Annotated in this window: 25 protein-coding genes, 1 tRNA gene and 1 pseudogene; 12 read left to right on the plus strand and 15 right to left on the minus strand. The window is 59.3% G+C overall.

The window, feature by feature from the left end:
* Window positions 1-15 precede the first annotated feature (15 nt).
* The 8 genes from IOD40_RS05265 to IOD40_RS19830 form a co-directional block, all read right to left on the minus strand.
* The gene (locus IOD40_RS05265; protein WP_198475027.1) at window positions 16-957 is read right to left on the minus strand and encodes a hypothetical protein; all 942 of its coding nucleotides are present in this window, start codon (window positions 955-957) and stop codon (window positions 16-18) included.
* A gap of 47 nt (window positions 958-1,004) precedes the next feature.
* Complete coding sequence (locus IOD40_RS05270) at window positions 1,005-1,664, minus strand: antirestriction protein ArdA (protein WP_198475029.1); 660 nt, start codon at window positions 1,662-1,664, stop codon at window positions 1,005-1,007.
* Between the two features lie 96 nt (window positions 1,665-1,760).
* Entirely contained in the window at window positions 1,761-2,411 is a 651-nt protein-coding gene (locus IOD40_RS05275; protein ID WP_198475031.1) for a hypothetical protein, read from the minus strand.
* Window positions 2,412-2,621: 210 nt separating this feature from the next.
* A complete protein-coding gene (locus IOD40_RS05280; RefSeq protein ID WP_198475033.1) occupies window positions 2,622-2,783 on the minus strand; it encodes a hypothetical protein in 162 nt (53 codons plus the stop codon).
* Window positions 2,784-2,786: 3 nt separating this feature from the next.
* Window positions 2,787-2,969, minus strand: a complete 183-nt coding sequence (locus IOD40_RS05285) for a hypothetical protein (protein ID WP_198475036.1) — start codon at window positions 2,967-2,969, stop codon at window positions 2,787-2,789.
* The gene (locus IOD40_RS05290; RefSeq protein WP_198475038.1) at window positions 2,966-3,256 is read right to left on the minus strand and encodes a hypothetical protein; all 291 of its coding nucleotides are present in this window, start codon (window positions 3,254-3,256) and stop codon (window positions 2,966-2,968) included. The genes IOD40_RS05285 and IOD40_RS05290 overlap by 4 nt, the downstream gene beginning before the upstream one ends.
* A 12-nt stretch (window positions 3,257-3,268) precedes the next feature.
* Window positions 3,269-3,541, minus strand: a complete 273-nt coding sequence (locus IOD40_RS05295) for a hypothetical protein (protein ID WP_198475040.1) — start codon at window positions 3,539-3,541, stop codon at window positions 3,269-3,271.
* A 1,020-nt stretch (window positions 3,542-4,561) separates the two neighbouring features.
* Window positions 4,562-4,975 (minus strand): hypothetical protein, encoded by a 414-nt coding sequence (locus IOD40_RS19830; RefSeq protein ID WP_210336793.1) that lies wholly within the window; start codon window positions 4,973-4,975, stop codon window positions 4,562-4,564.
* Between the two features lie 54 nt (window positions 4,976-5,029).
* On the opposite strand from IOD40_RS19830, the gene IOD40_RS19835 reads away from it, so the two are divergent.
* On the plus strand, window positions 5,030-5,281 hold the full coding sequence (locus tag IOD40_RS19835) for a hypothetical protein (protein ID WP_210336794.1): 252 nt from the start codon (window positions 5,030-5,032) through the stop codon (window positions 5,279-5,281).
* 149 nt (window positions 5,282-5,430) lie between these two features.
* On the opposite strand, the gene IOD40_RS05305 is transcribed toward IOD40_RS19835, so the two are convergent.
* The 3 genes from IOD40_RS05305 to IOD40_RS05315 all read right to left on the minus strand — a co-directional run bounded on the left by IOD40_RS05305 (window position 5,431) and on the right by IOD40_RS05315 (window position 8,889).
* Window positions 5,431-7,899: a DUF5906 domain-containing protein gene (locus IOD40_RS05305; protein WP_198475044.1), complete on the minus strand. Its 2,469-nt coding sequence runs from the start codon at window positions 7,897-7,899 to the stop codon at window positions 5,431-5,433.
* 281 nt (window positions 7,900-8,180) lie between these two features.
* Window positions 8,181-8,534 (minus strand): DNA ligase LigA-related protein, encoded by a 354-nt coding sequence (locus IOD40_RS05310; RefSeq protein ID WP_198475046.1) that lies wholly within the window; start codon window positions 8,532-8,534, stop codon window positions 8,181-8,183.
* A 43-nt stretch (window positions 8,535-8,577) separates the two neighbouring features.
* A complete protein-coding gene (locus tag IOD40_RS05315; RefSeq protein ID WP_198475048.1) occupies window positions 8,578-8,889 on the minus strand; it encodes a helix-turn-helix domain-containing protein in 312 nt (103 codons plus the stop codon).
* Window positions 8,890-9,029: 140 nt separating this feature from the next.
* Between IOD40_RS05315 and IOD40_RS05320 the strand changes: the two genes are divergently transcribed.
* The 10 genes from IOD40_RS05320 to IOD40_RS05365 all read left to right on the plus strand — a co-directional run bounded on the left by IOD40_RS05320 (window position 9,030) and on the right by IOD40_RS05365 (window position 17,903).
* Window positions 9,030-9,539: a hypothetical protein gene (locus tag IOD40_RS05320; RefSeq protein WP_198475050.1), complete on the plus strand. Its 510-nt coding sequence runs from the start codon at window positions 9,030-9,032 to the stop codon at window positions 9,537-9,539.
* A gap of 74 nt (window positions 9,540-9,613) precedes the next feature.
* Complete coding sequence (locus IOD40_RS05325; protein ID WP_198475052.1) at window positions 9,614-10,921, plus strand: DUF2800 domain-containing protein; 1,308 nt, start codon at window positions 9,614-9,616, stop codon at window positions 10,919-10,921.
* A 39-nt stretch (window positions 10,922-10,960) separates the two neighbouring features.
* Window positions 10,961-11,629, plus strand: a complete 669-nt coding sequence (locus tag IOD40_RS05330; RefSeq protein WP_198475054.1) for an ssDNA-binding protein — start codon at window positions 10,961-10,963, stop codon at window positions 11,627-11,629.
* Window positions 11,630-11,691: 62 nt separating this feature from the next.
* The gene (locus IOD40_RS05335; RefSeq protein ID WP_198475056.1) at window positions 11,692-11,934 is read left to right on the plus strand and encodes a nucleoside hydrolase; all 243 of its coding nucleotides are present in this window, start codon (window positions 11,692-11,694) and stop codon (window positions 11,932-11,934) included.
* Window positions 11,931-12,518: a 3'-5' exonuclease gene (locus IOD40_RS05340; protein ID WP_198475058.1), complete on the plus strand. Its 588-nt coding sequence runs from the start codon at window positions 11,931-11,933 to the stop codon at window positions 12,516-12,518. The genes IOD40_RS05335 and IOD40_RS05340 overlap by 4 nt, the downstream gene beginning before the upstream one ends.
* 72 nt (window positions 12,519-12,590) lie before the next feature.
* Window positions 12,591-14,660, plus strand: a complete 2,070-nt coding sequence (locus IOD40_RS05345; RefSeq protein ID WP_198475060.1) for a hypothetical protein — start codon at window positions 12,591-12,593, stop codon at window positions 14,658-14,660.
* 2 nt (window positions 14,661-14,662) lie between these two features.
* Complete coding sequence (locus IOD40_RS05350) at window positions 14,663-14,962, plus strand: VRR-NUC domain-containing protein (RefSeq protein WP_210336795.1); 300 nt, start codon at window positions 14,663-14,665, stop codon at window positions 14,960-14,962.
* Window positions 14,959-15,525 (plus strand): HNH endonuclease, encoded by a 567-nt coding sequence (locus IOD40_RS05355; protein ID WP_198475064.1) that lies wholly within the window; start codon window positions 14,959-14,961, stop codon window positions 15,523-15,525. Before IOD40_RS05350 ends, IOD40_RS05355 begins: the two co-directional genes overlap by 4 nt.
* On the plus strand, window positions 15,522-17,012 hold the full coding sequence (locus tag IOD40_RS05360) for a DEAD/DEAH box helicase (RefSeq protein ID WP_198475066.1): 1,491 nt from the start codon (window positions 15,522-15,524) through the stop codon (window positions 17,010-17,012). Before IOD40_RS05355 ends, IOD40_RS05360 begins: the two co-directional genes overlap by 4 nt.
* A gap of 129 nt (window positions 17,013-17,141) precedes the next feature.
* On the plus strand, window positions 17,142-17,903 hold the full coding sequence (locus IOD40_RS05365) for a helix-turn-helix domain-containing protein (protein ID WP_198475068.1): 762 nt from the start codon (window positions 17,142-17,144) through the stop codon (window positions 17,901-17,903).
* Window positions 17,904-18,085: 182 nt separating this feature from the next.
* Here IOD40_RS05365 and IOD40_RS20290 read toward each other — a convergent pair.
* The 4 genes and pseudogenes from IOD40_RS20290 to IOD40_RS05385 form a co-directional block, all read right to left on the minus strand.
* Window positions 18,086-18,576: pseudogene (locus IOD40_RS20290) on the minus strand (tyrosine-type recombinase/integrase).
* Window positions 18,577-18,908: 332 nt separating this feature from the next.
* Complete coding sequence (locus IOD40_RS05375) at window positions 18,909-19,217, minus strand: hypothetical protein (protein ID WP_210336796.1); 309 nt, start codon at window positions 19,215-19,217, stop codon at window positions 18,909-18,911.
* Window positions 19,218-19,241: 24 nt separating this feature from the next.
* Window positions 19,242-19,502, minus strand: coding sequence for a helix-turn-helix transcriptional regulator (locus tag IOD40_RS05380; protein WP_198475072.1), 261 nt, complete (start codon window positions 19,500-19,502; stop codon window positions 19,242-19,244).
* Window positions 19,502-19,822, minus strand: a complete 321-nt coding sequence (locus IOD40_RS05385) for a hypothetical protein (RefSeq protein ID WP_198475074.1) — start codon at window positions 19,820-19,822, stop codon at window positions 19,502-19,504. Before IOD40_RS05385 ends, IOD40_RS05380 begins: the two co-directional genes overlap by 1 nt.
* 140 nt (window positions 19,823-19,962) lie before the next feature.
* Here IOD40_RS05385 and IOD40_RS05390 point away from each other — a divergent pair.
* Window positions 19,963-20,061: transfer RNA gene (locus tag IOD40_RS05390), tRNA-Met, on the plus strand.
* The last annotated feature ends 92 nt before the right edge of the window (window positions 20,062-20,153 follow it).

Here is a 20,153-nt window from a genome sequence, read left to right on the forward strand (position 1 = left end):
GGGGGTAAGCATGGCTCAATTCCCCGCGAAAAGGTCAGGAGTCAGCGGGCAACGGTACGCAATGCCCGCAAGGTCAAACTCTGCAAATTCATCCGCATTGTTCAGGATGAGGGAGTCAGACAGTTCCCCATTGTTCCCAATCCAAGCCCGCGCCGCCTCAGGGTCAGACTCCAGCCAATCGCGCATAAGCTCGACTCGCTTTTCGTTCCGCTTTTCGTCAAAGCGCGCCCAATCAACCGCCGACTCCCATGCCTGATAATCGGACTCGGATTCCGTGGTCGCGTAATAAATGGCAAGGTCAGAGTCTTCCCAGTCAAAGCGCTCGACTTCACAAGCCGCAATCAAGAGGGTTTCGAGTTGATTGTGATCCCAGTCGGCAAGCGCTCCCCAATCCCGCCAGTCGGAACGATAGCCGGAAATAAACCCGTCGCGGCTTGAATGGCGTTCCTTGGCAACGCGAGTCAGCGTGTCAAAGGAGTCAGCCTTCACAATGGCCCATAGCTTGCGCACAACGCTAACCGGGATATTTGCGAAAATTCTGTCTGTGCCGAAATTGTATTCGCGCGGGCTCGACATGTCGGCAAAGGTCAGGCGCAAGCTCGACACAATTTCGCGCCGCGTTTTATAGCCCTTGGCTTCCCAATCGTAAAACTTCACTTGCTCAGGCGCGCTGATTCCGAGTCCATCCCCGGCCAGTTGCGAAAAGGCGTCAACATATGCGCGCGCCAGTTTGTCATAAGCGGCTGAATAATCCGTCACATCGAAAAGGATAGACGCAAGGTCGCTGGCCTCAATGCGCAACTCTTCCGGCCAGTTCAGTTCCGAGTCGTCGCCCTCTTCCGTGGCCCGGTACTCGACGAAAGACTCCTCTTGCGAGTCAATCGCGCCCGAATAAAGGGACTCGTAAAAGCCGCTAAAGGGCAGTTTGATTTCAACGGTTTTCAGATTGCGTGCCATGGGTTCAGTTCCTCAGATTAGGGGCCAGAGTCTTTTTAGTTGATTGGTTATTGATGAAAAACCGCAACGCCGTCGCTCAGATCAAGCGCCGTCATTTCGTGGCTCAGGTCGCGGGCATAGGACTCATAATCAAAGTAATTGATGAGAAATTGCGGGGCTTTCCCGTCTGCACTATGGCAGGCGATTACCTCGTCTGCGGACTCGTCGGCATATTCGCGGAACGAGTCATAAACCCCGCAAAAATTATCAAGCTCAGAGCGCGCCGAGTCTATGTCGTGCCAGTTGTCGAGCATGGCGCGGGCAAGCTCTTCAGCCTCTTCCCCGTCGCGCCCGGTTGCCTCTTCAACCTCTTCCACAAACTCGACATAATCCGCGATTGCCTGAAGCCCGCAAAATTCGCCAAAGGAACGCGGCAAGCCTTCCGAGTCGTGAATTGCAAACTCTTCCGCGCTAGGGACTTTGCACGCGCCTTTGCAGGTCTCACAAACTGGCACGCGGCCTTGCGCATCAAGCGCGGGCGCGGGTTCGACTCCATCCCCGCCGCAATCGACACAATCAACAGTCACGTTAGGAAAGCGCGACTTGCGCAACATGGCGTTGACTTGCTCTTGCATGGCGTCAACGTCTGACTCCGCGTCAATCCATGCGCCATGCAAAACGCCGTTGTTATAGGATGCAAGGCAGGCGGCATAAAAGCGAATAGCCATTTTCTCAGTTCCTCAGATAGGCGGGGCGGTTGATCCGCTTCCCTTGTGTGATTCTGACCTTAGGTTTTTGTCCCTAGCTAGTCAACTGTTTGTTGATTAGGCGGCGCGGCATTGCGGCGCAATCATGCCCGCCGCAAGCTCTTCTGCGACTTCCCAAAGGTAGGAGTCAGCGTCGGACTCAATGCCCCAAAGGGAAGCGGTTTCCCCGGTCTCTTCCCCGTCGCGGTCAATGGCAGTGACCACAACGCCGCACCACGTCCATTCATTGCGGCACCAGTCGCGCAAGCGGTCAAAGTCAGCACGGGCGGCGGCGGCGGCATAGGCCCGCGCGCTAGGGAAGGTTGCCCGGTGCATGGCGTAAAGGGCCGTTGTGGCTTCCTGAGGGGTTTTCCCGTATGCGGTAAGCTCAGATGTGCCGCCCTGCACATAAGCCCGGAACTTGCGCCGCCCGCTATGGGCAAAGCGGTCAATGATGAGCTTACCGGGCAGGAAGCCCCAACCGTCGCGGCGCGCAATGCGGCAAGCCTCGGCAAAGTCATAGATCAGAGTCCGGCCCCGCCCGCGATTTTCGGAAAGGATCAAGCCCCCCGGCCCCTTGTTTTCCGTATAGTCTTCACTCACTGGCCCGTGGCCCTCGTGCTCTTCCCATGGCGCGCCCATATCGGAGTCTTGCTCAATCGTGACACGGAAACGCTGGCCGCACATTTTGAAAGTTTCGGTTTCGCCAATGTAAAGATTCGGTTTCATAGCGGATTCCTCAGGGCTGGCGGGGCGGGCTGATCCGCGCCCCTCTTGTGATTCTGACTATGCCGGGTTGTCCCTAGCTAGTCAACTGTTTGTTGATTAGTAGCCAAAGCCAAAGGCCAGAAAAGCAAAGGCGGCGGGGATAGCGAAAACACAAAGGGCGGCGGCAAGGTCACCCAGAAAGGCGCGGATAAGGCCGGGGCGGGGCATAGCTCAGGACTCCTTGTGTTTGGCGATTGCCTGATCAATGCGGGCGTTAAGTTCCGCCTGCTTTTCGATATATGCCGCGCTGATATAAGCCGCGCCCCGGTGAAAGGTCAGACCAAGGGCTTGCGCCTCTTTCAGTAGGGCCAGCAATTCGGCATTGTTCGGCATAGCTCAGGACTCCTTGGCTTTCAGGGCGGCGCGATATGCGCGCTTGCGGGCGGTTGCGGTTGCCTTGTCATAATGGCGGGCGGATTCAGCGCGGGCGCAAGTGACGCATTTATAATTGGCCTTGTAACGGGTTGAGCCGTGGCCGTGCTGGCATGGCTTCCCCTCATAGGTCGCGGGCTTGCTCATGCGCTCAGCCGCCCGTTTTCCAAGTTCTGAATAAAGACGTGACGGCGGACGGTTGAAACCCAATCCATGCCCGCCAGATGAGCGACGAAATCGGCGTTTTCCGCGCGCTTGGCTTTGGCGGCGGCGCGGGCTTCCGCCAGTGTCGGGAACGTCGAGTCCATCACAATGCGCCCGTCTGACTTAGACACAACGCGGAAGCCCTTATGGGCGGGAATGTCATCAAAGGCGGGGCGGATTGCCGGGGCGGCGGGCTTGCGGGCGAACATGGCGCGGATGGTGGCGAACATGGCGGGCTTTCCTCAGTGACGGTTGAAACGATATGCGACAAAGCGGGCGGCGTTCATTGCCGTTACGGTTGCGTCAAAACTAACCGGGCGGCTCATGATCCAATCGTAATGCGCCAGTGCGGCTGCAATGGCTTCAGGGCTGTAAGAGCGACCCAATGCGCGGCCCATATCGGAAAGGCGGGCGGCGGCGTTATCGGCGCGGGCGGCTTTGATTGCCTGAATGTTATTGCCGCAAGCGCTGATTGCGTCGGGCAGGCTCAGGGCGGGGCGGATGGTGGCGAACATGGCGGGCTTTCCTCAGATAGGCGGGCGGCTTGATTGCCTTCCCCTGTTGTGATTCTGACTATGCCGGGTTGTCCCTAGCTAGTCAACCGATTGTTGATTAGGCAAAGCGATAGAGGCCAGCCGATCAGGCTTCGGCGTGCCAGCGATAGAGGCCAGCCGATCAGGCTTCGGCGTGCCAGCGATAGAGGCCAGCCGGTGGCGCGGGGATATGGCGCGGGGATATGGCGCGGGATATGGGGCAGCGGGCTTGCGCGGTCTCTGTCTCATCCGTTGCGCCTGCTATCCGCTGGCCCGTCTGACTGAGGCGGAAGGGGCGCGGGCTTGCGTGGTCTGTGTCTCATCCGGCTTGCGTGGTCTGTGTCTCATCCGCTCGACGGCGGGGCGGGATTGCGTGGGATACAGACCATTTCGCGGGTCCCTCTCGGGTAGGTGCGTGCCTCGGGGGTGGCTCTGAGGCCCGCAAGATCGGGTTTTTATGGTTTTTAATTCTGAGGGCACGGGGATTGCGTGAGATACAGGCCATCGGAGCGCGGTTTTGCGGCGTTTCGGGAGCGCGGGTAGCAGGAGTTAATCAACTTTTCCCGCTACCCCTTAGACCTATTAGACAAAATGGGGGGTGCTATTAGACAGGTTTTTCTCTTTGGAAACAAAGACTTAATGCGGTCTGTCTATATTGTCTAAGGAGTCTAATAGGGTTTAACCCATGGAATTACCCCCTCCTGCCGAAAACAGTCTCCCCCGCACTCACATGGAAAAAAGAGTCCAAAATATTAAAGGAATTTTTCCTATATAGACACCTCAGACAGCCTAGTCAGGACCCTCTAAACCGTTGTTTTGATTATCAAAAAACGTGTCTAATAGGGGGTCGATTTTGTCTAAGGTGTCTAAGGACTAAGCGATTTGGTTGATTGGCTAGGGACAAAGTGCCCTCATATCACACGAAAAAACCCCGCTCAGATGGCGGGGCTCCTCGGATGGGCTGTATCCCATTATGGTCTGTATCTCATCCGTTGGTCACCCTCATTTACGGCTCGCTGCAATGGCAACGCCAATTTCCTCGGCTGTCATCATCCGCAATTCCGTGTGTCCATCGAACTTCCGATACTCTGGCACATCAGGCTTCAGCTTAAAGCGACGTAGCAATGAGCGTTCGATACGAGTGGCACTCTTATTGCGTTCGTAGAGTACGACAACTGGTTTCTCAAAATGACGGAAACCCTGTCGTACTCTGAACTCGCCACGGTCAAAAGTCGTGTGACCGATCTTCACTAGGTAATGCTCCCCCTCGGGCAACTCCTCACGGATGATATACAGACCATCCTTTACCGATCCGCTCATGAACCAGCAGATGTCATTCAACCAGTCCTTCTCTCGCGCGATTGCATAAGCGCTAGGGCTCTGCGCCCGGAACGCTGTGCGGGTCTCGTATTTCATGGCCTCCTTCTCGCAAGCCTCGAAGGTCCATGGTGACGATCTCCCGCAGGTCATGTGGGCGCAGATTTCGTCGAGCCATCCATTCTTGCGAGCGGCGCTATGCGCAGCTTCATTCGCCGCCTTGAAGTCTTCCCGCTTAGTGAAGGCACTCGCCAATTCAGCACACCGCGTTTTGGTCCAGTGGTTCCGCCGCTTTACCTGCCGCTCGATGTGAGGGCAGATTTCATCCAGCCAGCCGCGATCACGGGCCGACCTGTAGGCCCCGCGACACTCGATCTCGAACTCCTTGAGAGTGCTGTATTTTAACGCCTCCTCGCGGCAGCGTTCCTTGGGCCAAACCAATGGCGACTTTGCCATTCTCTTCAGTTCCTCTGACAAACGAATCCCGAAAAGCCGGGAATCTGTTTCCAGACTTTCCCAGCTTTCAGTTTCTCAGTCAACCAAATGTTGATTAGTTATCCGAGATCATCGACCTCGATCTCCTCGACAACATCATCCTCGGGCCACGGGATGTCCGATCCCAGATATTTCTCGAACTCCTCGCGCGCCTGCCAGAGCGGTGGCAGGAAGTAAGCCATGTGGCGGGACTTCCCATTGCGCACCTGCTTGCCCGCCGCCGAAGGGCAGAGCCGCTTGAGACGCTGGCCGAACTCGATCTCGCTAACCTCTTCGCCGTCATAGCGCCGACCCCGCATCCACCGGCTGTAGTTCTCGCGGAACTCGCCCTTGTCGATCTGCACCGTGCGCGCCGACCACACCGCATTGTCCACGCCGTCTTCACGGTTCTGGATGCCGTCAATCTTGCCGCGCTGAAGGGTATCGAGCCACCAGCGTTCGACGTTCTTGAGCCCCTGCACCTTCTGCTCTGCCAGCGCACTGGTGTCAGGCACGGCGCGCACTTGGAACTGCGAGATGTCGTACTGCTGAAGATAGGCCAGCAGGCACGCGGGCCCGTCACCTTCCATCTCCTCACGCAGAGCCGCGAAGTAGACGTGATCGTTGCGCCTCTTGTCGCTGACGTTGAGCATCAGGAAGCGGCCCTCGTCCTCGGTCGCCGGGATGACCCAGTTCTCGTTCGACGAGATGAACAGGCGCAGCACCGAGGGGATCGGGAATGCGTTCATGCCCTTCGGCTCGATCATCACCTGCGTCGAGGTGATCAGGTATTTCAGCATACCCTCAGCCTGCTTGTTCCCGGCCCAGAAGCCTTCCTGCATGTGCAGCAGCAAAGCCTTCTCTTGGTGAGCGTTGAACTTGCCGAGCATCTGGTCTTGGTTGGCGACCGTGATGTAGTGGTGCTTGATCAGCTTGCCGACATACTCGAACACGGTGTCCTTACCGATCCGCTTCTTCCCCTTATAGACCACGGCGACACCGGGCTTTTCCTCGGGCTTCTGGATCATGTGGGCCAGCCACGCGAGGTGGTAGCGATAGATGTCCTCCTTGCCTGAGCAGGCGACCTCGAAGAGGTGTTTGAGGAACAGCTTGCAACCACGCGACGGGTCTTTGTCCTTCGACGCCTCGACCGAGAAGCCCTGCCAATGGTTATAGGCCCCCGGCACCTCGCGGTTCGGCGCGAAGACAATCCCTTTGTAGCTGCGGCGCTGCGGGTGTTGGAGCCAGAGTTTTGAGACCGGCACGGTGGTGTCGTCCTTCGGCTTCCGGTCGTTCTCATAGTAGTTGTGCAGGTCGGTGACGTTGCCATAGCTCACCCGCCCGTCATCCTCGAAGTCCATGATCACGGTCTTGCCCGACACACGGGCAACTGCATGGAGCTTGTTCAGGCGCTTGACCCACTTCGGCGCTTCGGCCCCCAGAGCGGCCTCGACCTTGGCTTTAGCAACCCGCGTCTGCGATTTGTTCGGCTTTTTGGGCGTGCCGAGCAGGTCGTCTTCGTCGCTCGATTCGTCAGGCTCATCCCCATAGTCCTCAAACTCGGGCTCAGCGGCCTTGCCGAGGTCATCCTCGTCACCATAGTCCTCGATGTCGTTCAGCAGGCGGATGTCGTTGGCGACCGCGTTGAGCGATGCCATGCGGAACGGCTTGCCGTCGCGCTTGCCGAACGAGTTCCAGACGCGCTTGCTGTCCTTCAGATCGAACTTGGGTGAGCGCTTGGAGAACTCGCACCAAAGGTCGAAACCTTCTTTCGAGCCCGAGGTCTCGTGGTGGACGGCCATGCCGGTGCGGAACCAGCCGTCGCGATCCTCGAACCAATCCTCGAACGGCAGGGTCTCAAGGGTCTCGCGCACCTGAGCCATGGTCATGCCGATGGGCTTGAGGCGTTCAGGGTCAACGTCTGCCCCGTCACCTTCCTCATAGCCAATCAGGCGCTCAATGGCCTCAGCCGGGATGGCGTCGATCAGGCCAAGGGCGACATCATCCCAGTCGAACTCGCGCTCCCAGACATAGGGCTTGCCGGTATCCGGGTGAATGGACGGCGGGATCGCCGCCTGCGCGCCGGTGCCGAGCAGGTGCAGTTCCCAGTCCCACTTCTTCACGTCGCGCTGCTTGGCGTCGTCCCAGACCATCTGGAAGGACGGGCTATGGGCGAACTTGCGCGGCGGGAACGGCTTGCTGGTCAGGATATAGACGTGACGGCTCTCGCCGCCCGAGCCCGAGACCACGATGGCGGTGGAGGCCGCATCCATTTCCGGCAGCAGTTCGCGCAGCTTCTTCCACGCCGCGTCTTTGAACTCGGCGCTGCGGATGTCGATGTCGATGATGTGCAGGTAAAGGCCATCGACCTTTGACCACTTCCCGGTGCGGACACCGAGGTTGTTGCCTTTGGCATAGGTGCGTTGCAGCTTTTCGGATGACGCCACCGGCTGCTCAGCCCATTTGTTGCCAATCGGCCTCTTGGACTTAGGGTGCAGCCAGTGTACGGCGAGGCCATGGCTCGCCAGTTTCAGGGCATTCTTGAGCATGGGTTACTCCAAGGCGAGTTTTCGCGCCTCGGCGCGGATGAGCATTTCGACCACAGCCGTCCGCTTGACACCATGATACTCGGCCAGTTTGCCAAGCAACTCGTCCGCTCGCTCTGAGATACTGAAAGAAGTCGCCTTCTTTTTGGGGGCTGGCATAGGGTGCCTCTACTTACCGATATTTAGGTAATACTATTCGACTGCTTGGGGCGGCTACAACTCAAAACTCGTGTCCGCTTCAACTTAATTCTCTGGACACAACATTTAGTTGACTGGTGAGAGGCTTAACCCAACACCCGCCCAATGATGATCTCCCAGAGCGTCTGTCCCTCGGGCTCCGCGCGCCGGGAATTGCTAAGGCTCTGATAAAGTGCCTCGATCCTGTCGCGCTCCGGGTGGTTCATCACCCACATGCCCGTGTGCGGATTGAAGTTCTCGCGGAACCACTCGTCGAGATCGGGCCGCGCGGTGGACTTGCGCACGTCGATGCTCAGCGCCAGCCGGTCGAACTCGTCATCGCTCATGATGGAATCGGCATGAACCTCATAAGCCCATGCCGCCAAGGTCAGTCTGATTCGGTTGCGGGTCTCGGGGCAATGATCCATCACCGCCCCGCCCGTGGGCTCAGCTTGAGCCATACCTGATCGAGGAACAGGGAAAATCTCCAATCAGGTATGAGCTTCATCCGAGGAACCCCATGAAGTCGTCAGCCGTGAGGGGTTGGAAGTCCTCGGGGCGCGCCTTGCTTTCCGCCGACAGCTTGACCAGCGCGGGGATGCGCTTGGGCGGAATACGGTTTCGGTCGAACCACTTATAGGCGGCTTGGTAGCTCACGCCGAGGTATTTCGCGAGGTCATAGGTGCGCAGAATACCATCGTCGTCCAGCCAATCCGGCAGGCCGCGAATCAACAGGTTGTTGAGCTTGCCGAGGTCTTTGGCCTTGCGCGGGTTCTTCGGCTCGGGTCGGTCGATCTCGTGATTTGCGAGGTCCACAATAGCGTCTCCTGAATCTGTGTCATTGCCTGCACCCTACATGAGCGCAAATTTCCATTCAACTACTTGTTGACTGCTCAACCGAATCCCCATAAGACTGGCCTCACGGAAATCGAAACACCCTGACACGGAGATGCCCAATGGCTCTTGAGATCGAGATCACCAAACTGACCGCCGCTGTCGAGAAGCAGAACACCCTGCTCGAAAAGCTGCTTACGGCTGGCGCGAAGAACACCGCTGCCGCCGCGACCGCCTCGGCTGACAAGGCTGAAGCCGCTGCCCCGGCTGCTGAAGACAAGCCGAAGACCACCAAGGCGAAGACCGAAAAGCCCGCCGCTGAAACCAAGGCTGAGACCAAAGCCGAGGCCCCCGAGATCACCGTCGAAACCCTCGACGCGAAGTTCCGTCCGTGGCTGGCTGAGTTCGAGAAGGGCCACCCCGAGCGCGTTGCCCGCCAAGCCAAGTTCAAGGAAATCCTCGGCAAGCTCGGCGCTGAGAAGATGTCGGCCATCGAAGATGCCAGTAAGCTCGCCAAGCTCGACAACTGGTTCGAGACCAAGGCGAAGACGTGGGATGAAGGGCACGGCGTTGGCCGCTTCGCCGCTGATCCCGAAGAAGGTGGTGACGAAGGCGGCGATGACGACCTCTGAGCCCTTCTGACTGCCACCAACCCCTCGGCGCACTCCCCCTGCGCCGAGGGGTTTTTGCTTTTGAGGGTGTGAAAATGCTTCACGAAATCACCAAGGCCCCGCTGAGGCTGATGCCGAAAGACGAGTTCGACGAACTCCTCGGCTTCAAGAGCCCGCACTATCGGGGCTTCATCCGTCGCCCATCTGACGCGGCCCGCTGGCTGCGCTGCCACGCCTCACTGCGCTTCACCGCCAGCTATCCCAAGGACGAGTCGAGTGAGTGGGCCGACGAGGGCACCGCCGCCCACGCCGTTCGCGAGGAATGCCTCTACTGGGGTTATGACGCCTATCACTTCATCGGCAGCAAGCAGCACATCAACGGGCGCACCTTTGAGGTCGATGCCGACATGGCCGATCACCTTCAGCAGGGCATCGACGAGATCAGGCAATTCTCAGGCCGGATGGTCGTCGAGTACCGCGTCGATACGACGAACTGGGTCGGCTATGACGAGCACGGCAAGCCGCAGGGCGGCACCGTGGACTGCGCCGTCATCGGTCAGGAACTCGTGGTGCTGAGCGACCTGAAATACGGCTTCGATCCGGTGAGCCCGGTCGAGAACGAGCAGCAGATGCTCTATGCGCTGGCCTTCTATCATCAGGTGGTCAAGCACATCTCGAAGGCCACCAAGTTCCTGATCATCATCGACCAGCCCCGCATCCCGCACGGCGGCGGCTACTGGTATGTCGAGCTTGCCGATCTGGAAGCGTTCGGGGAGCGCGTGAAGGACGCGGCCTACAAGACCGAGCAGGAAGACGCCGCGTTCAACCCGTGTGTCGAGGCGTGCAAATGGTGTCCTGCGGCCAATGTCCCCGGTCGCCCCGGTGGCTGTGAGGCGCACGCGAACTCGAACATCGCCCACCTCGATCTCAGCGTGGACAAGCTCGATGTTGAGCCCGGTGAGCCGCTGCCGCTGCCGCCCGTCGAATCGCTGACGCCCGAGCGACTGCTGACGATCCACGAGAACCGGAAAGCCATCGAGAAATTCCTCGACTATTGCTCGTTCATGGCGCTTCAGCACGTTCTTCAAAATGGCCCTACGGCGGGAAAAAAGGCCGTTTTGGGCAAGGGTGGTAACCGCAAATGGCGCTCGGAAGGGGCTGCTGAAGCCTTTATTCGAGAACAACTTCCTTCTTCCTCGCCATTCAACATGAAGTTGAAAAGCCCCTCGCAAGTTGAGAAAGAAGTTGGTAAGAAGTATCAGGTCCCCGGCGCACTCGTCGAGCGGAGCGAACCAAAGCCGATCTTAGTGCCGGTGGAGGACGCCCGCGAAGCCATCACCCCTCTGAACGATGAGTTCGAGGATTACGGCGACGACGAGTTCGAGGACTACGGCGATCTCTGATCGCCTTTCAAACGCGAAACCTTAAAACGGAGAGACGACATGTCCTTCAAACCTTCCTTCGACCCCAAGACTGGCCGCATCAAGACGCTCGTTCGCCTGAGCTTCTTCAAGGGCTTCGAGAAGACCGCCTCGTTCGAGAACGGCGCTCTCAAGTACCGGACCAACGGCCTGATCTACAAGAACACCGATGAGGGGAAAGCCCAAGTCAAGGTGATCAACGAGGCGATCAAGCACTTCATGGCGTCCCCTGCGGGCTGGCCGGGTAAAGACCCCGCCAAGTTCAAAGAGGCCCTGAGCGACGGCCCGAAAGGCCGCTGGCCGCTGTTCGACGGCGACAAATATGTCAACGACGATGGTGACGTGCGCGACGGCTATGCGGACACCCGCTACCTCAAGCTCACCAACGACAAGAAGATCAAATACCGCGACCGTCGCGGTCAGGAGATCGACGACCGGGAAGTTCTCGAAGAACTGTTCCAGTCGGGCCACTGGGCGATTGCCTACTGGCACCTCTTCGGCATCAAGGACCAGAAAAAGGGCGGCAACGGGATGTTCGCAACCTGTGACGCGCTTCAGTTCTGGAAACGTGATGAGGTCTTCGCCGGTGGCGGTATCTCGGATGACGAGATCGAGGACTACGGTGACGACGAGGATGATGATCTGGGCGGCGGCTCCTCGTCTTCGGACGATGATGACGACGATCTCTGATCGCGTGAGGGGCGGGCTTCGGCTCGCCCTTTCATTCAACAATTAGTTGATTGGACCTCAACATGAGCAAGAAATTTCCCGTCACGCACTCCATCGTGCAGGTCGTCTTCAATGACGGCGAGGTCAAGGAATACGTCATCTCGGCGGGCCCGAGCATCGGCGGCTATCTGACCCGCGAGGCCGGGGAGACCGGCATCCTCAATCTCTACAATGCCGATGAGAGCTACGCGATCCCGCTCGCCAACATCCGCGAGTGGACGATCATTCACCGGCCCGACCCTGCTCAGGAAGGTGATGCGCAATGAACCACCTGATGATCGACATCGAGACCCTTGGCACGCGGCCCAACGCCCCGATCCTCTCGATTGGCGCTGTGGTCTTTGACCCCAACACCGGCAAGCAGGGCGCAACCTTCTACCGCGCCATCGACCCGGCCAACGCCTTCCTGCATGGCGTGCCTGACGGCGACACCTTCAAATGGTGGATGGAGCAGTCCGACGCCGCCCGAAAAGCCGCTGTCGCTGGCAATACGCTGCTCGCGGACGCGCTAACCGATCTGACCAAGATGCCGGTGGTCTGGAAAGACGTGCAGGTCTGGGCGAACGACCCTGACTTCGACGTGACGATCCTGAACTACGCCTTCCACAAGGTCCTCGGCCAACTGGCCCCGTGGCGCTTCTGGAACACCCGGTCCTGTCGCACCATCGCAGAGGTCGCAGGCAAGCGCCCGCCCAAGCCGCAGGGCGTCCACCACAACGCGCTCGACGACGCCAAGCATCAGGCTAAGTGGGTCAGCGACATGTGGCAGGGGCTCCGTGGCAAGAAGGCCACGCCCGCCACCAAGCCCGCCGCGCCCGCGCCGGTCGCCGCTGACGACGATCTCCTCTGAACTGACACCGGGAGCCTTCGGGCTCCCCCTCGCAAATGGCCCTCCTTTGTCTGGGGGCTGCATGAGGCACCTATGGCTACGCATATTTTTGACTGTGAGGTCGCCCCCAACGCCTTTGGCTTGGGGATCAAACGTATCGAGGATGGACGCAAGGTCTGGTTCGAGTTCAGCGAGTGGGAAGATTTCGACCGCGATCTCGTGCGCCGCGCGCTCAAGAAGAACCTCAATGTGGGCTTCAACTCGGCATCGTTCGATCTGCCGCTGATCTACATGGCGCTCGATGGCGCGTCGAACCAAGACCTCATGGACGCTGCGACCCGGATCATCCAAGAGCGGATTCCGGCATGGCGCGCGGACCAAGAGTTCGGCATCCACATCCCCAAGATCGACCACATTGACCTCTTCGACACCAACCCCAGCGTTAAGAACGGCCTGAAGGCGCTCGCCGGTCGGATGCACGTCAAGCTGCTGCAAGACCTGCCGTTCAAGCCCAACACGCCGCTGACGCGCGAGGAATGGCTCGAAGGCCGGGACTACTGCCTCAACGGCGACCTCGAAGCGACCCACGCCCTGTTCGACCGGATGCGCGAGCCGATCCAGCTTCGCGAGGTGATGCGCCAGCGCTACGACACCATCGACCTGCGCTCGAAGTCCGACGCTCAGGTGGGTGAGACGATCATCAAGACCGAGGTGGAGCGCAAGACAGGCAACCGCCTGAAAAAAGCTGTGATCGCTGAGGGGACCGCCTTCCGCTACGAGGTGCCTGAGTGGATGCGCTTCAAGACGCCCATGATGCAGCAGGTGCTTGAGACCATCCGCAACACGGACATCGTGGTCGGCAAGGGCGGCAAGACCCAACTGCCAAAGTCGTTCTCCGAGTTCGAGATCGTCTTCGATGGTCTGGGCTACACGCTCGGCATCGGCGGCATTCACTCGACCGAGGCCAACCGCTCGGTCCATTCCGACAACCAGTATGTGCTGATCGACGCGGACGTGGCCTCGCAATACCCCTCGATCATCATGAAGCTCGGGCTGTTCCCCAAGGCCACGGGCCGAGAGTTCCTGCCGGTCTACAAATCCATCATCGACGCCCGCCTTGAGGCCAAGCGCGCCAAGGACAAGATCACCGACAAGGGCCTGAAGATCGCCATCAATGGCTCGTATGGCAAGCTCGGCTCAGCCTATTCGACGCTGTTCGCGCCGCATCTGATGGTCGCCGTCACCCTGACCGGCCAGTTGTCCCTGCTGATGCTGATCGAGGAAGCCCACCTGCGCGGCATCCCCGTGGTCAGCGCCAACACCGATGGCGTGGTGTTCAAATGCCCGCGTGACCTGTGGAACGGCTTTGTCATGCGCGACGGCAAGCCGACTGACCGACTGGCCCCGAGCCCGATCCAAGACATCATCGAGTGGTGGGAAGGCGTCACCTCCTTCAACCTCGAATTTGCCGAGTACCGCTCGATCTACAACCTCTCGGTCAACACCTACATGGCGATCAAGCCCGATGGCTCGTTCAAGCGCAAAGGCGCGATTGCGAACCACTGGCGCGAGGACCTGCCGTGGGGCGGCAAGAACACCGACTATGACCCGATCCGCTCGGGCCTGATGAAGAACCCGCAGATGACGATCTGTGCCGACGCGGTGCTCGGCTTCCTGCTGCACGACATCCCGATTGAGAAGACCATCCGCGAGTGCCGGGACGTGCGCGAGTTCATCACCGTGGTCAATGCCGATGGTGGCGCGACTTGGGGCACCGGCGATCCGATCTACGAGACCCGCGAGCGTGTCGATAACAAGGGCAAGACCATCAAGAGCGAAATCCTCGTCGGCGTCGAAGGCGAGCAGTATCTCGGCAAGGTGGTGCGCTATTACTGGTCCAAGGCCGGGGCTCCGATCCTCAAGGTCAAGGGTCACCACGCCACCGGCTCGCGGCCCAAGGTGTCCAAGACCGATGGGTGCCGCCCGATCATGGTGCTGCCCGACGATCACGCTGTCCCCGATGACCTCGATTACAGCCGATACATCAGTGAAGCCAATCAGATACTCAGGGAGATAGGCTTTTACGACCGCGAGGAGGCCCCCGCCGCAGCGAGCCCGTGGGAGGCATTCCTTTGCCAAGCTATTCAACAAAAGGTTGATTAATGATGAGTGTCAGGGAAATCCCCGGCGTTGAGAAGCCGGTCGTTCGCTATGCCTTGGCGCGCGGCTGGAAGCTCGGCTGGAAGCTGCGGATCGACGGTCGCAATGGTTCGCCGGATCGGTGGTTCCTGCGCAACGGCGTCTGGCTCGTGATCGAGTTCAAGCGCCCCGGTGGCAAGCTGCGCCCGCAGCAGGTTCTCAGGATCAAGGAACTGCGTGAGAACGGCCAGCCGGTCCATGTGATCGACAACGCCGACGTGGGGCGCGCCCTGATCGACAGCTTTGATCAGGAGGACCTACTGTGAGCAAGCGCCTTCCAACAAAAGCAGAGCTTTGTCTATCGGTCGAATCTCTGCGTGATCTCCTGACATACGATTCACTCAGCGGCGAACTGCTCTGGAAGCATCGCGCTCAAGCACGCACCGAGTGGAATAACCGCTACGCAAACACTGTCGCAGGAACCATCGTCCACGGTGAGGCTATTCAGGTTCGCATTACCGTGGACGGGAAACCTAAGTATTTCCGAGCGCACAGAATCGCATGGGCGCTAATCAACGGCGCGTGGCCTGATCACATCGTAGACCACGAAAATTGCGATCCATCCGATAACCGCTGGGTCAATCTCAGGGCTGCGTCGATCAGCGAAAATAACACCAACCGCAGTGTCTTGGCCGGTGAGGTTCCCTTCAAGGGTGTCTACCGCATCCGCAAATCTGGGCGTTACGGCGCTCAGATCAAAAAGAACAGGCAGCACACATGGTTGGGTCTGTTCGACACGCCCGAGGAAGCCGCTCGCGCCTATGACCGCGCTGCTATTCAACTTCATGGTGAATACGCCAAGACCAATTCAAGTTTGGGCCTGCTATGACACTCTGGGAACTGATTCTTCGTAACGCCCTTGGCTCAACCGCGCTGACCCCGACCTCGGGCAAGCGCCCTGAGTCGATGATGCGTTCCTATCAGCGCTTTCTAGCTGACAGCATCACCGAACTCCCTAACGTCCTTGCTGCGGCAGAAATGGGAATGGGCAAGACGGGTGCAACCCTGACCGGCGTGCGCCGCGTGCTGCGTGCGAACCCCGGCTGGCGCTGCCTGATCGTCGCGCCGCTTGAGGTCAGCCGCAATACTTGGCCTGACGAGGTGCATGAGTGGGAGCATCTTGAAGACCTGACCTATACCGTGGTCTGCGGCACCGAGAAGGAACGGCTCGCAGCGCTCGCGGTCGATGCCGACCTGACCATGATCAACCGCGAAAATTTGTTGTGGCTCTGGAAGACGATCAAGGGCAAGGCGGGCTGGCGCTGGCAGGTCTTGGCCTATGACGAATCCTCGCGCCTCAAAGGCTTCACCGTCCGCACCAAGGGCAGCGAAAAGACCAAGCCGCAACTGTCCGAGTTCGGCGTGCTGGTGCAGGCGCGCCCGCTGATCAAGAAGGTGATTGAGCTTTCCGGCACCCCGGCTCCGAACGGCGTCTGGGACCTCGGCGGGCAGGCGCGCATCCTGTTCGGCCATTCCAGCCCGCTGGGCGAGAACAAGAACCGCTTCAAGGCGCGCTATTTTGACGAGAACCAATACACCTATGCCCTGACACCCAAGCCGGGGGCGGTGGACGAGATCATGGGGCACATGAAGCCGGTGATGATCGGCCTGCGCTCGCAGGATTACATCGACCTGCCGCCGCTCTACTTCAACCCGGTCTACGTCAAGCTCAGCCCCAAGCTGATGACGCAATACCGCGAGTTCGAGGAGACGCTTTACAATCAGGAGCACGACATCGAGGCCGTCAACAAGGGCGTGCTGACCAACAAGCTCCTGCAACTGGCGAATGGCGGGCTCTACAAGGAGCTTCCGCCCGATCCCGACGACCCTGACGCCAAGCCCAAGCGCGAGGTGATCTTCGTCCACGACCTCAAGCTCAAGGCGCTCGAAAGCATCATTGCCGAGGCGGCTGGCAAGCCGGTGCTGATCGCCTATAGTTTCAAGTTCGATAAGGCCCAGATCAAGAAGCGCTTCAAGGATGCGGTGTTCTTCGACGAGGAGCCCAATTTCGTCAAGAAATGGAACAAGGGTGAGATCAAGATCGGGGTCTCGCACCCGGCCTCGATTGGGCATGGCCTCAACCTGCAACATGGCGGGCACATCCAAGTTTGGTTCGGCCTTAGTTGGTCTTTGGAGCTTTGGGATCAGTTCAACCGGCGACTGGCGCGCCCCGGCCAGAAGGCTCCAACGGTGTTCGTCCATGTGATCATGGCGAAGGGGACGGTGGATGAGCGCCAATACGAGTCCTTGCAAACCAAGGGGATCACGCAGGACGACATCACCGAGCGCATCCGCGTCCGCTCAATCCCCACCTGAGCTATTCAACTATGTCTTGGAAATTTCGGGGGTGAGACCCCGAAATTCCTATTTCTAATCAACTGACGCTTGACAGGAGTGAATCTAAGGCGCATTCAATCAACCAGATGTTGATAGAAAGAGTCGGAAATGCCTAAGACAGCGACTAAGGTTGAGCAGGAAGACATCATCAAACCGCGCGTCATACGCGACAAGGCGTTTGCCAAGCGCCTCGAAGTGGCCTGTGAAGGACACCCGCATTGCCCCACGGATCAGTACCGTGGCAAGCAGAAGTGGCTCTATGAGGGGCTTGAATCCGAGTTCGGCGTCAAGGTCTCGGCAGAGGCCGTGCGCAAGTGGTTCTCGGGCGAGAGCCGTCCGCGCCCCAAGGTCATGAGCTACATCGCCCGTTTGCTGGAAGTCGATGAGGCATGGCTCTCGCTCGGCATCACCCCCGACCTGACCCCGCGCGAGCAGAAGCAGCGCAATGCGATTGCCGATGGCGCGGTCAACCTCGTCGCCGGGATGATCCAGATGGGCGGCGGGCACATTGCCTTCCCCGAGGATGACGCGGCTGACATCTACGCGATAATCGCGGGCAAGCAGGTCAGTCTCGACGTGGTTCTGCCCTTTGCCCTTGGCAAGGATCAGTTCCGCCTGACCATCGCTGACAAGCTCGACAAGAAGCTGATCATCGCCGTGATGCCCCAGCACGAGTTCTATTTCCGCGTCTTGATGATCACGCCCGAAATCGTTAAGACTGAAGGCCAACGGCGCGGTGATTTTTGGGAACTGATCATCGAGCAGCGCGGCGTGAAGTGGAAGGCTGGCGACCACCAGATCAATGAGGTCGAAGCGATCCGCGAACTGGTGCAAGACGCGCCTCAGCCGCCACCAGCCGCCAGCTCCTAGTCTGGGAGAGTGGCGGTATCCGCGACGGTATCGGGAAAACGGGCCCTCCTAGATCATTGAAATCATTAGATAAATTGATCCAGTAGGGCCCACCAGTTTTGCGCTAAGTAATTGATTTTATTCAATTAATTACTTGGGTTTTGTGGGTTGCCCAACGGGGTTGCCCAACAGGGTTGCCCAACCTACCGGCGAACGAGCTTGACGACCTTCTCCATGCCCGTGTGGGCGAGCCGCTTCTGGCTGGCTGACCGAGAGTAGAGCTCAGCGTGCTCAATGTCGTCGTGACCCAAAATGCCCATCAGTTGACGGGTCGTTGCTTCACCGTCCGCCAGCATGCCGCCCAAGGTCTTGCGAAGGCCGTGCAAAGTGAAGCCGGGGGGATTCCCCGCGAGCTTGTTCCAATGAGCCATATTACCAGTCAGCGACTTGGCGGAGAACGGTTGCCATAGGTGGTGACCAGAACTGTCTCTGTTGAGCGATCGAGGGGTTCAAGGATCTCGCGCAGCATCGGTGTGATCGGGATGAACAGCCTCTTGCCTCCGCTCCGGTTCCGGTTCTTCTGCTGGGTGAAGTCGAAACCCTCGACGTCCTTAACTTCGCCGTCCACCGCGACCCGGTGCGTAACGAGATCGGCCCAGCGTAGGGAGGCGACATCTCCACGCCGATTGCCCAACCAAAGGGCGAGGCCATAGCAGGTGCGTGCGCCCGAACCGATCGGCCATCGATCCTCGAACTTCTTCATTGCCTCGGGCGTCCAAGCCTTCCAGCCTTTGTAGTGGAGTGGCTCGTCGAGCCGAATGGTCGGGTCGTCCTCGATCCATTCCTTGTCGAATGCGATCTTGATCAGCTTGCGGATCGCGACCAGCATGTGCTTGCGCTTTGCTGGCTTCTCTTCGTACCTGTTCAGAAAATCCTTGAGATAGTTGCGTTTTGTGGCAGGGATCGGTGCTTCCCGCCAGGTGGTAGGCACTTCCTCAACGATGCGCGATTCAAGAAACTCCTCGATCAATCGCAGGTTCTTCGACTGTGTTGCCGGATCGTAGCGCTTCCACCAAACGGTCTGCTCCAGTTCGCGGGCGGCATGGCCAAAGGTTTTGGCAGGGCAGCGCCTGGCATCTTCTTGACCACGCCGGAGACCGGCTTGATGCCTTGGACCGCAGCGGCGTAAGCGGCTTCAAATGCGGCCTCGCCCGGATCCCCAGGAAGGTTGATCTGCTTTGCGCCGCGGCCCTTGCCTCTGTAGCGCCACCGCTTCTTGCCATGGCGGTCTGTGAACGACGAGACCCCGGGGTATTCTTCCATGTTCATCGCCATCGATCCGATTTACCGGAACAATGCCTAGCTGGCCTTTCGCTTGTCAAACAGGTCCTCAAAGAACCTTTCATGGCCGGAGTTCTCGTCCGGGAGGGCGTTGAACGCCATGTCCAGTGCGACGCGGTCCCAGACCACGCGGCCGCCGAGGCGCTTGGGTCGTGGCATGCAGTTGTCGGCGACCATCTGATCAAACTTCGACGCGCTCACGCCAATGTACCGCGCAGCTTCGTCGCGGCTCAGACCACGGGGCGGATAGTGAAGACTGTCGACGATACGAGCGGACATTAGAACAAGCCTCCTGTCTCGATCGGGTTGGCGCAGCTCGGGCAGGTGTGGGTGAAGCGTTCGGCCGCTGGCTTGCCGGCGATGCGTGGCGTGCTGGCGAACAGATCCTGGGGGCTGGCGTCGGCAGAGGCAGAGGCAGAGGCAGAGGCAGAGGCAGAGGCTGAGGCAGAGGCTGGGCCTGCCTTCTGGATGATCCAGCCGCCAGTCTTGGCGTCAGCGACCATCACCGCGAAATCTTCCGCGGCGTAGGTGTTCGGGTAGCTGGCGGGGCACGTGTCGCAGCAAACCTGCAGCTTGTCGTTCTCGCGCGCGATGCTCATGGCTTCACCTTCCGGATGGCGTTGCCGCTGGTGATCATGCGGAAGCCATCTCCAAACTCGACCAGGATCGAGTTGAAGCGAACCGCACGCATGGGTCCGAAGGCGAGGCGCGGCGTTTCAATGTCTCGTATGATCCGTGAGCGGGAGAGAACGCGGCACGGCTGATCGAAACGCTGCGCGATGACGCGCATCGCGTGGCTCATAACCACGAGGTCGCCAGTTCGAGTCTGGCCTCTGCAACCAATCTTGTCTGTGCGTGTGCCCGCGTTGTGGGCCGGGAGGGCAACTCCCCCGCCCTCCCGGAGCCACAGGGACCGCCATGATGTGATGT

Source organism: Aquamicrobium zhengzhouense (assembly GCF_016124105.1).
Taxonomy (GTDB): domain Bacteria; phylum Pseudomonadota; class Alphaproteobacteria; order Rhizobiales; family Rhizobiaceae; genus Aerobium; species Aerobium zhengzhouense.

What these genes read in the sequence shown, in the direction of transcription:
- IOD40_RS05265 (WP_198475027.1), bottom strand. Translation starts at nt 957, where the DNA reads ATGGCACGCAATCTGAAAACCGTTGAAATCAAACTGCCCTTTAGCGGC.
- IOD40_RS05270 (WP_198475029.1), bottom strand. Translation starts at nt 1,664, where the DNA reads ATGGCTATTCGCTTTTATGCCGCCTGCCTTGCATCCTATAACAACGGC.
- IOD40_RS05275 (WP_198475031.1), bottom strand. Translation starts at nt 2,411, where the DNA reads ATGAAACCGAATCTTTACATTGGCGAAACCGAAACTTTCAAAATGTGC.
- IOD40_RS05280 (WP_198475033.1), bottom strand. Translation starts at nt 2,783, where the DNA reads ATGCCGAACAATGCCGAATTGCTGGCCCTACTGAAAGAGGCGCAAGCC.
- IOD40_RS05285 (WP_198475036.1), bottom strand. Translation starts at nt 2,969, where the DNA reads ATGAGCAAGCCCGCGACCTATGAGGGGAAGCCATGCCAGCACGGCCAC.
- IOD40_RS05290 (WP_198475038.1), bottom strand. Translation starts at nt 3,256, where the DNA reads ATGTTCGCCACCATCCGCGCCATGTTCGCCCGCAAGCCCGCCGCCCCG.
- IOD40_RS05295 (WP_198475040.1), bottom strand. Translation starts at nt 3,541, where the DNA reads ATGTTCGCCACCATCCGCCCCGCCCTGAGCCTGCCCGACGCAATCAGC.
- IOD40_RS19830 (WP_210336793.1), bottom strand. Translation starts at nt 4,975, where the DNA reads ATGAAATACGAGACCCGCACAGCGTTCCGGGCGCAGAGCCCTAGCGCT.
- IOD40_RS05305 (WP_198475044.1), bottom strand. Translation starts at nt 7,899, where the DNA reads ATGCTCAAGAATGCCCTGAAACTGGCGAGCCATGGCCTCGCCGTACAC.
- IOD40_RS05310 (WP_198475046.1), bottom strand. Translation starts at nt 8,534, where the DNA reads ATGGCTCAAGCTGAGCCCACGGGCGGGGCGGTGATGGATCATTGCCCC.
- IOD40_RS05320 (WP_198475050.1), top strand. Translation starts at nt 9,030, where the DNA reads ATGGCTCTTGAGATCGAGATCACCAAACTGACCGCCGCTGTCGAGAAG.
- IOD40_RS05325 (WP_198475052.1), top strand. Translation starts at nt 9,614, where the DNA reads ATGCTTCACGAAATCACCAAGGCCCCGCTGAGGCTGATGCCGAAAGAC.
- IOD40_RS05330 (WP_198475054.1), top strand. Translation starts at nt 10,961, where the DNA reads ATGTCCTTCAAACCTTCCTTCGACCCCAAGACTGGCCGCATCAAGACG.
- IOD40_RS05335 (WP_198475056.1), top strand. Translation starts at nt 11,692, where the DNA reads ATGAGCAAGAAATTTCCCGTCACGCACTCCATCGTGCAGGTCGTCTTC.
- IOD40_RS05340 (WP_198475058.1), top strand. Translation starts at nt 11,931, where the DNA reads ATGAACCACCTGATGATCGACATCGAGACCCTTGGCACGCGGCCCAAC.
- IOD40_RS05345 (WP_198475060.1), top strand. Translation starts at nt 12,591, where the DNA reads ATGGCTACGCATATTTTTGACTGTGAGGTCGCCCCCAACGCCTTTGGC.
- IOD40_RS05350 (WP_210336795.1), top strand. Translation starts at nt 14,663, where the DNA reads ATGAGTGTCAGGGAAATCCCCGGCGTTGAGAAGCCGGTCGTTCGCTAT.
- IOD40_RS05360 (WP_198475066.1), top strand. Translation starts at nt 15,522, where the DNA reads ATGACACTCTGGGAACTGATTCTTCGTAACGCCCTTGGCTCAACCGCG.
- IOD40_RS05365 (WP_198475068.1), top strand. Translation starts at nt 17,142, where the DNA reads ATGCCTAAGACAGCGACTAAGGTTGAGCAGGAAGACATCATCAAACCG.
- IOD40_RS05375 (WP_210336796.1), bottom strand. Translation starts at nt 19,217, where the DNA reads ATGGCGATGAACATGGAAGAATACCCCGGGGTCTCGTCGTTCACAGAC.
- IOD40_RS05380 (WP_198475072.1), bottom strand. Translation starts at nt 19,502, where the DNA reads ATGTCCGCTCGTATCGTCGACAGTCTTCACTATCCGCCCCGTGGTCTG.
- IOD40_RS05385 (WP_198475074.1), bottom strand. Translation starts at nt 19,822, where the DNA reads ATGAGCATCGCGCGCGAGAACGACAAGCTGCAGGTTTGCTGCGACACG.